Here is an 8500-nt window from a genome sequence, read left to right as displayed (position 1 = left end):
GTCGGGTGCAGACGTCGCAATCCACACCGAACCCAGAAGGCCCTCACCTGTTCAAGCACCCAGCACGCGTGTCACCAACGTCCCGGGACAACACAACTAGGGCCTGTCGGCGGATCATGGGGCGCACGACCGCTGCGCGGCGGTGTCCTCAATCGCCGGACGGGCTGAAATGGGCTGAGCCCGGCCCAATCAGCCCGTCCGGCGTTTGAGGACGCGCCCGCAGGGCGCCCGCCGCCGCAGGCGGCACAGCGGTCGGCAGTCGAAGGTCCGTCGGCCGGGCGAGTGGCGTCGGACCCGCTACATCGGGTCCACGCACTCGCCCCAGTCCTTGTCGAGGTCCAGCCGCTCACTGCGCTCGGTCAGGGAGAACCAGTTGCCCGAGTCGTCCCGCAGGATTGCCTCGGTGCCGTACGGACGGACCTGTGGCTCCTGGAGGAACTCGACCCCGTTGGCCTTGAACGCCTCGTAGTCGCGCCGGATGTCGTCGGTGCTCAGCACCCCCGCCCCCAGGACCCCCTTCGAGACCAGCGCCTTCAGAGCCTCCCCCGACTCGGCGTCCATGACGGGCGGCCCGGGGACCATCAGCGTCAGCTCCACGTCGGGCTGGTCCTGGGCGCCGACCGTGAGCCAGCGCATGCCCTTGTCGCCGCCCATGGTCATATCGGTACGGACCTCGAGGCCGAGCCTGTCCGTGTAGAACTCCTTCGCCCGGTCCTGGTCGAGGACCCAGACGGTGGTGATGGCAATTCCCTTGATCATGGTGTGCTCCCGGGGTCTGCGTCCTTCCCCCCACACCGTAGGCACGGGCGGCGCCGGTCTGCTTCTCCAGAATTCCGGGCGGGATTCCGGCGACCGGGACGACCGGGATATCCGACGACCGGGATATCCGCGGACACGGCACGGGCCCCCGAGCCGGTGGTGTCCGGCTCGGGGGCCCGTGGTCCCCGCAGTATGTGGTTCTCAGATATCCGCCTGGATCAGAGCTTCTCGCCGTGGGCGCTCAGGAAGGCGACCGGCTCGACGGCGGTGCCGTAGTTCGGGGTCGTACGGATCTCGAAGTGCAGGTGGGGGCCGGAAGAATTGCCGGTGGAACCCGACAGGCCGATCTGCTGGCCGGTGGTCACGGTCTGGCCGACCGAGACCTTCACCTGCGAGAGGTGCGCGTACTGCGAGTACGTGTTGTTGTCGTGCTTGATCACGATGGCGTTGCCGTAGGCCGGGCCGTCGCCGCCGCCGTTCGGGCCGGCCTTCACGACCGTACCGCCGTGCACGGCCATCACGGACGTGCCGGTGCCGACCACCAGGTCCTGGCCGCTGTGCTTGTTCGCCCACATGCTGCCGGCCTTACCGAACGGCTGGCCGACCTGGTAGCCCGCGACCGGCGCGACCCAGGCGTCAATGCTCTTACGGGCGGCCTCGGCCTGCTTACGGGAGGCCTCCGCCTTCTTACGGGCGTCGGCGGCGCGCTTGGCGGCGTCCTGCTGGGCCTTGGCCTTCTCCTTGGCCGCGACCTTCAGCTGCGTCTCGGCCTGCGCGTTCAGCGCGTCACCCAGGGCGGCGACGGAGGCGAAGGCCGGAAGCTGTGCCTGAGCGGAGGTGGTGTCCGCGGCGAGCGCCGCGCCGGTGCCGAGCACGACCGAGGCACCGAGTCCGACAGCCACGACAACGGCGGTACGGGCACGGAGAAGGGTCTTACTGGAATGACGGAAAGTGGTGTGCTTCGACATGGGTGAAACCTCCAGGCATGAATAGGTCCCGGCTGCGGACCGGGATCGCCATACCTTGGTAACCCGCATTCGCCGTCCAGCCAAGGGCGGCCTCTACTAGCAAATGCCGTAGCGGGGCGGAGGGCGATCTCCGCCTTATGCGGGGGCATGTCGAGCGGAAATAAAGGATTTCGGGGGGCGACATTTCTACTAACCGACTCAGTATGTGACCCACGCCCTATGGGCCGTATCACCGCGGATGGACCTACGGCCTTACCGGTTTTGGGACCTAGGTCCCGGTGCCATTTCGCGTTTTCGTACGCACCGATAGCACCAGCAGGCACTTGGGCTCACTCAGGTCACAAGCCCGCCGATTCCCGGGGGCCGGTACCCGCCCCGGGGTACGCTCCCGGGCAGCGGCCGCGGCACGCGCGGCCCAGCAGCCGGGGGGGCACCACGATGAACGACGACATCGAGCTGGCGGACGCGGTCGAGGCGGTCCGCGACGGCCTCACCGAGGCCGCCGCCCGGGGCTCGGGCCGGGATCTGGGCTTCGACGTCGGCGAGATCTCGATGGAGTTCACCGTCGAGATCCGCAAGGACGCCAAGGGCAAGGGCGGCGTGAAGGCCTGGGTCGTCAGCGCGGACGCGGAGGCCTCCCGCGGCTCGACCCGCACCCACAAGGTCGCCTTCACCCTGACCCCGAAGGACAGGCGCACGGGCGAGGGCTGGAAGGTCGGCAACGACCGCCCGGGCGGCATCTCACGCTTCGGCACCGCCGACGGGCAGCCGTAGGGCCGCCCCGTGCTCATTCGATCGGTGGAGGACCGCCTCGTGGCGGTCCAGGGCCATCAGCAGGGCAGCGGGCTGCTGCTCACCTCGCGACTCGTGCTGACTAGCGCCCACGTCATAGGGCCCGAAAGAACCGAGGCCAGGACCCTCACCCTGGACGGCCGACACCCGGTGATCTGTGACGTCCTGTGGTTAGGGCACCCCGACCGCTGTGACGCCGCCCTTCTCAAGACCCGGCACGCCGTCGCGCGCGAGGGTGACCTCGCCGGGTTGCGCTGGGGCGAGATCGTCACCCGGCAGCCGGTGCACGGGTGCCAGGCGCTGGGGTTTCCCCAGGTGCAGCGCTTCGGCGACGACGAGCTGGAGGCCGTCCAGGTCCCGGGCACGCTTGTGCCCCTGTCGGGCCGGTTGCGGGGCCGGTACGTGCTCCGCAGCGATCACCACCCGCCCTCGTCCCGAGGGGACGGCTCCCCTTGGGCAGGGCTGTCGGGCGGCCCGGTCGTCATCGGTCAGGTCCTCGTCGGTATCGCCGCCGAGGACCCGATGGGCTGGGAGCACTCCTCCATCGACGCGGTGCCGCTGACCTCGGCCATGAGCGACAAGGGCTTCACGGCCGCCCTGCTGGACCACTGGCCGAACGCCCCGGCCCTGGAACCGATCCACTCCCCCCACCCGGAGGACCTCGCCTACGAGGAGCAGTACGCCAAGGCGCTCAAGGCCCGCTACAGCCGCCTGGAGATCTTCGGCCTCGACGACCTCGGCACCAACGAGAACAGCTGGGACCTGGACACCGCCTACTTGAGCCTGGAGGCCCGCGCGCCCCGGCACGCGGCCGACCACGGCGAGCACCGCGCCCGCCCCGAGACCCAGCGCGTCGAGGACCTTCTCGCCTCCAGGCCCCGGACCGTCCTGCGCGGCGAGGCGGGCGCCGGAAAGACGACCCTGGTGTGGTGGCTGGCCTCCCACGCGGTCTGCCGCACCCTGCCTCCGAAGCTGAGCGCGCTCAACGGCCTGATCCCCTTCGTCGTCCCCATGCGCAGCCTCGCGGCCCAGGGCACCCTCACGCCCACTCCGGACCGGCTGCCCACCGTCGCCCAGCTCCAGGTGGGCGACCCGCCGACCGGCTGGGCAGGACGCGTGCTGGAGTCCGGCCGCGCCCTCCTGCTCGTCGACGGCCTGGACGAGCTTCCCCAGCCCGACCGTGTCCCCGCCCGCAGATGGCTCGCCGAGCTGTTACGGCTCCATCCGGAGACCCGGTGCATGGTCACCGTGCGGCCGCTCGCCGTCGAGGACTCCTGGCTGGAGTCGGAGGGCTTCGAGGAGCTCTTGCTGCTCCCCATGAGCGACACCGACATCCAGGCCTTCGTCGGCGCCTGGCACCAGGCAGCCCGGCTGGAATGCGAGCGTTTCCCCGACGCGCCGCACGCCCTGCGGCAACGCGGCCGGCTCGATTCCCTGGAGCGCGATCTCGCCCAGGAATTCCAGCGCAACGCCACTCTGCGCGACCTGGCCCGTACCCCCCTGCTGTGCGCCGTCATCTGCGCCCTGCACCGCCGCCGCAGCGGACTGCTCCCCCGCACCCGGTGGGACCTCTACCGCGCCGCACTGGCCATGCTCCTCGGCGGCCGCGACGACTACCGCCGCATCCACAAGCCGGAAGGCATCACCCTCGACGTCGACGACGGCCAGCAACTGCTCCAGCAGATCGCCCTGTGGCTCGTACGCAACGGCCGCGTGGAACTCTCCCGCGAGCAGGCCGTACGCCAACTGGCACTGGCCATGCGCGGCCTCCGGCATGTGCGCGAGCAGGGCACGGCGGACCAGGTGCTGACGCATCTGCTCAACCGCAGCGGGCTGCTCCAGGAGCGGGCGACGGACACCATTCAATTCATTCATCGCACATTCCAGGACTACCTCGCGGCGAAGGAGTTCCGGGACAACGACAGCCTGGACGAATTGCTGGGCCACGCGGCCGAGGAACAGTGGCAGGACGTCATCCGGCTCGTGATCGGGCACTGCGGGCGGAGAGAAGCCCGGCGGGTCATCTCGGGGGTGTTGAAGGCGGCGGACAAGGCACCCAATCCGGAGGCGGAATGGCCGCTCCGCACGCTCGCCGCGGCCTGTGCGATCGGCTCGACGTATGTGGACGACAAGCTGCACGAGGCTGTGTGGGGCGGGCTCAAGGCGCTGGGGCCGCCGCGTGATGCGCGGGAACATGACTTTCTGGCTTCTCTGGGCCCGGAGGTGCTGCCGATTCTCCCGGAGCCGGAGGGACTGGACGAGGATCAGGCGGTCATCGTCGCGAGGCTCCTGTGCTCGCTGGGGGACTCGGCCATTCCGATGCTGCGGCGCTACGGGAAACACAGCTCGGAGAACGTTCGGAGCGTGGTCGCCAACGCATGGGGGGTTCAACACCCCGGGCGCTACGCGACAGAGGTCCTTGCCTCGATGCGGCTCGATGACGTGTGGCTGCACATATCCCTCCAGGAAGAGCTTTCCGAGCTGCATCGCCTCGGCCCGATCGCATCACTGCAGATCGAGGAGGACCACGGCTCGGCCGACCTACGTCGGGCCCTGGAAGGACGTGAGGTGCGTGAGCTTTGGGTGCTTGGAAACTCCGCCCTGCGTGACCTGGACTTCCTTCGAGACCACCCGGAGGTCGAGAACCTGTCCGTCATCGACTGTCCCCGGTTGGGGGACACCTCGGCTCTGTCGGAGCTGGTATCTCCATCGCTGCGGCTGTATTTGGACAGCACTGGTCTGGGTGCCCTCGTCTCGAGGGCGGAACAGCTGCCACAGGTCACCCAGCTCGACCTCGACCTCGACCTCCTCGACAATCCCACGGTGAACGAACAAATCCTCCGGATCTTCCCCAACCTGGCCTTTCTGCGCCTGATGGCCGACGGATCGCTGGACCTGTCCCCCCTACGAGAGGCATCGACACTGCGGCTGGAGGTGGGGAGCCCCGTTCTCGACGGCAAGCTGGAAATCCTCGGCGCCGAGCACTTCGGCGACCGGCTGGAGATCGTCCCCTGACGGCCCCAAAACAAAACCGGCCCCGGAACCGATCGAACGGTTCCGGGGCCGGCCCTGCTGTTCATGCTGCCTCAAGGGCAGCTACCACTTACGCGTCCTTCGAGAGGTTCGGGCCCGCACCACCGGTGGCGGACTCGATCGGCGGGGTGTCCGGCAGGGCTGCCTTCTCCTCGCCGCGGAAGGTGAACTTCTTCTCCTCACCCTCACCCTCGGTGCCGACGACCACGATGTGGCCGGGGCGGAGCTCACCGAAGAGGATCTTCTCCGAGAGGATGTCCTCGATCTCGCGCTGGATCGTGCGGCGCAGCGGGCGGGCGCCCAGGATCGGGTCGTAGCCCTTCTTCGCCAGCAGCGACTTGGCTTCCGAGCTGAGCTCGATACCCATGTCGCGGTCGCGGAGACGCTCGTCCACCTTGGCGACCATCAGGTCGACGATCTGGATGATGTCTTCCTCGGTCAGCTGGTGGAAGACCACCGTGTCGTCGACACGGTTGAGGAACTCGGGCCGGAAGTGCTGCTTGAGCTCTTCGTTGACCTTGGCCTTCATCCGGTCGTACCCGGACTTGACGTCGCCCTGGGCGGCGAAGCCCAGGTTGAAGCCCTTGGAGATGTCCCGGGTGCCGAGGTTCGTCGTCATGATGATGACGGTGTTCTTGAAGTCGACCACGCGGCCCTGGGAATCGGTCAGGCGACCGTCCTCAAGGATCTGCAGCAGCGAGTTGAAGATATCCGGGTGGGCCTTCTCGACCTCGTCGAAGAGGACGACGGAGAACGGCTTGCGGCGCACCTTCTCGGTGAGCTGGCCGCCCTCTTCGTAACCCACGTATCCGGGCGGGGAGCCGAAGAGCCGGGAGACGGTGTGCTTCTCGCTGAACTCCGACATGTCGAGGGAGATCAGCGCGTCCTCGTCACCGAAGAGGAATTCGGCGAGCGTCTTGGACAGCTCCGTCTTACCGACACCGGACGGGCCCGCGAAGATGAACGAGCCGCCGGGGCGCTTCGGGTCCTTGAGGCCCGCACGCGTGCGCCGGATGGCCTGGGAGAGCGCCTTGATGGCGTCGTACTGGCCGATGACGCGCTTGTGCAGCTCGTCCTCCATGCGCAGCAGGCGGGAGGACTCCTCCTCCGTGAGCTTGAAGACCGGGATGCCGGTGGCCGTGGCCAGGACCTCGGCGATCAGCTCGCCGTCGACCTCGGCGACGACGTCCATGTCGCCGGCCTTCCACTCCTTCTCGCGCTTCGCCTTCGCGGCGAGGAGCTGCTTCTCCTTGTCGCGGAGGGAGGCGGCCTTCTCGAAGTCCTGCGAGTCGATCGCGGACTCCTTGTCCCGGCGCACGTCGGCGATCTTCTCATCGAACTCGCGGAGGTCCGGCGGCGCGGTCATCCGGCGGATGCGCATTCGGGAGCCGGCCTCGTCGATCAGGTCGATCGCCTTGTCCGGCAGGAAGCGGTCGGAGATGTAGCGGTCGGCCAGCTGAGCGGCCTGGACCAGGGCCTCGTCCGTGATGGAGACGCGGTGGTGCGCCTCGTAACGGTCGCGGAGGCCCTTGAGGATCTCGATGGTGTGCGGCAGCGACGGCTCCGCGACCTGGATGGGCTGGAAGCGGCGCTCGAGGGCGGCGTCCTTCTCCAGGTGCTTGCGGTACTCGTCGAGCGTGGTGGCACCGATGGTCTGCAGCTCGCCTCGGGCCAGCATCGGCTTGAGGATGCTCGCGGCGTCGATCGCGCCCTCGGCGGCGCCGGCACCCACCAGGGTGTGCAGCTCGTCGATGAACAGGATGATGTCGCCGCGGGTGCGGATCTCCTTGAGGACCTTCTTCAGGCGCTCTTCGAAGTCACCGCGGTAGCGGGAGCCGGCGACCAGGGCACCGAGGTCGAGGGTGTAGAGGTGCTTGTCCTTGAGGGTCTCGGGCACCTCGCCCTTGACGATGGCCTGGGCCAGGCCTTCGACGACCGCCGTCTTGCCGACGCCGGGCTCGCCGATGAGGACCGGGTTGTTCTTCGTACGGCGGGAGAGCACCTGCATGACCCGCTCGATCTCCTTCTCGCGCCCGATGACCGGGTCGAGCTTGGATTCGCGAGCGGCCTGCGTCAGGTTGCGGCCGAACTGGTCCAGGACGAGCGAGGTCGAGGGCGTGCCCTCGGCCGGGCCGCCGGCCGTGGCGGCCTCCTTGCCCTGGTAGCCGGAGAGCAGCTGGATGACCTGCTGCCGCACCCGGTTCAGATCGGCGCCCAGCTTGACCAGGACCTGGGCGGCGACGCCCTCGCCCTCGCGGATCAGGCCGAGCAGGATGTGCTCCGTACCGATGTAGTTGTGGCCGAGCTGAAGGGCCTCGCGGAGCGAGAGCTCCAGGACCTTCTTGGCACGGGGAGTGAAGGGAATGTGACCGGACGGAGCCTGCTGGCCCTGCCCGATGATCTCCTCCACCTGCTGGCGGACCGCCTCGAGCGAAATCCCGAGGCTCTCCAGGGCCTTAGCGGCGACACCCTCACCCTCGTGGATCAGGCCCAGGAGGATGTGCTCGGTGCCGATGTAGTTGTGGTTGAGCATCCGGGCTTCTTCCTGAGCCAGGACGACAACCCGCCGCGCGCGGTCGGTGAACCTCTCGAACATCGTTAATCGCTCCTCAGAGCGGTCAGGCAGTTAGGGGTCGGTCCCCTCCCTGTCCTTCCGCATGCTAGTCCCGCAGGACGGGACAGCTCATTCCAACTGCCGACATCCGTCCGGATCACCCCGCGGTCGGCGGGGAAACCTGCTGCCGAACAGCCGACAACTCCTCCAACCCGATGGTGGGAGACGATGTTCCCGCAGGCCAGGCATATACGCCCACCATCACTACGCCGATGGCGAACGCGCGCCCGGCCCGACACGCCCGCCCGCAGCCCGACCGCCACCCCGGCGACCCGCTCCGCGCGCCGTTATATCGCCTCTCCCCACGGGGAATGTCTTACCCGCGAGCACTGAC

5 protein-coding genes are annotated in these 8500 nt (G+C 68.5%); 2 read left to right on the top strand and 3 right to left on the bottom strand.

Annotation, left to right across the window (positions count from 1 at the left end):
• Nucleotides 1–297 precede the first annotated feature (297 nt).
• Together ACZ53N_RS31635 and ACZ53N_RS31630 are read right to left on the bottom strand one after the other, a co-directional pair.
• Entirely contained in the window at nucleotides 298–759 is a 462-nt protein-coding gene (locus ACZ53N_RS31635; RefSeq protein ID WP_469144248.1) for a VOC family protein, read from the bottom strand.
• A gap of 218 nt (nucleotides 760–977) precedes the next feature.
• Nucleotides 978–1727 carry a M23 family metallopeptidase gene (locus tag ACZ53N_RS31630; RefSeq protein ID WP_469144247.1) on the bottom strand — a complete coding sequence of 250 codons (750 nt, stop codon included), beginning with the start codon at nucleotides 1725–1727 and terminating at the stop codon, nucleotides 978–980.
• Nucleotides 1728–2165: 438 nt separating this feature from the next.
• Here ACZ53N_RS31630 and ACZ53N_RS31625 point away from each other — a divergent pair, with 438 nt between their 5' ends.
• Nucleotides 2166–2501, top strand: coding sequence for a trypco2 family protein (locus tag ACZ53N_RS31625; RefSeq protein WP_469144246.1), 336 nt, complete (start codon nucleotides 2166–2168; stop codon nucleotides 2499–2501).
• 9 nt (nucleotides 2502–2510) lie between these two features.
• Nucleotides 2511–5534, top strand: a complete 3024-nt coding sequence (locus tag ACZ53N_RS31620) for an NACHT domain-containing protein (protein WP_469144245.1) — start codon at nucleotides 2511–2513, stop codon at nucleotides 5532–5534.
• 88 nt (nucleotides 5535–5622) lie between these two features.
• Here the strand turns inward: ACZ53N_RS31620 and ACZ53N_RS31615 are convergent, their stop codons facing one another.
• The gene (locus ACZ53N_RS31615; protein ID WP_469144244.1) at nucleotides 5623–8148 is read right to left on the bottom strand and encodes an ATP-dependent Clp protease ATP-binding subunit; all 2526 of its coding nucleotides are present in this window, start codon (nucleotides 8146–8148) and stop codon (nucleotides 5623–5625) included.
• Between the last annotated feature and the right edge of the window lie 352 nt (nucleotides 8149–8500).

The organism is Streptomyces sp. NPDC033229 (assembly GCF_055576875.1).
Note: the sequence above shows the minus strand (reverse complement) of the source record. Positions and strands in the feature narration are given on the sequence as shown.

Coding starts and splice junctions, on each gene's coding strand:
- ACZ53N_RS31635 (WP_469144248.1), bottom strand. CDS start 759: ATGATCAAGGGAATTGCCATCACCACCGTCTGGGTCCTCGACCAGGAC.
- ACZ53N_RS31630 (WP_469144247.1), bottom strand. CDS start 1,727: ATGTCGAAGCACACCACTTTCCGTCATTCCAGTAAGACCCTTCTCCGT.
- ACZ53N_RS31625 (WP_469144246.1), top strand. CDS start 2,166: ATGAACGACGACATCGAGCTGGCGGACGCGGTCGAGGCGGTCCGCGAC.
- ACZ53N_RS31615 (WP_469144244.1), bottom strand. CDS start 8,148: ATGTTCGAGAGGTTCACCGACCGCGCGCGGCGGGTTGTCGTCCTGGCT.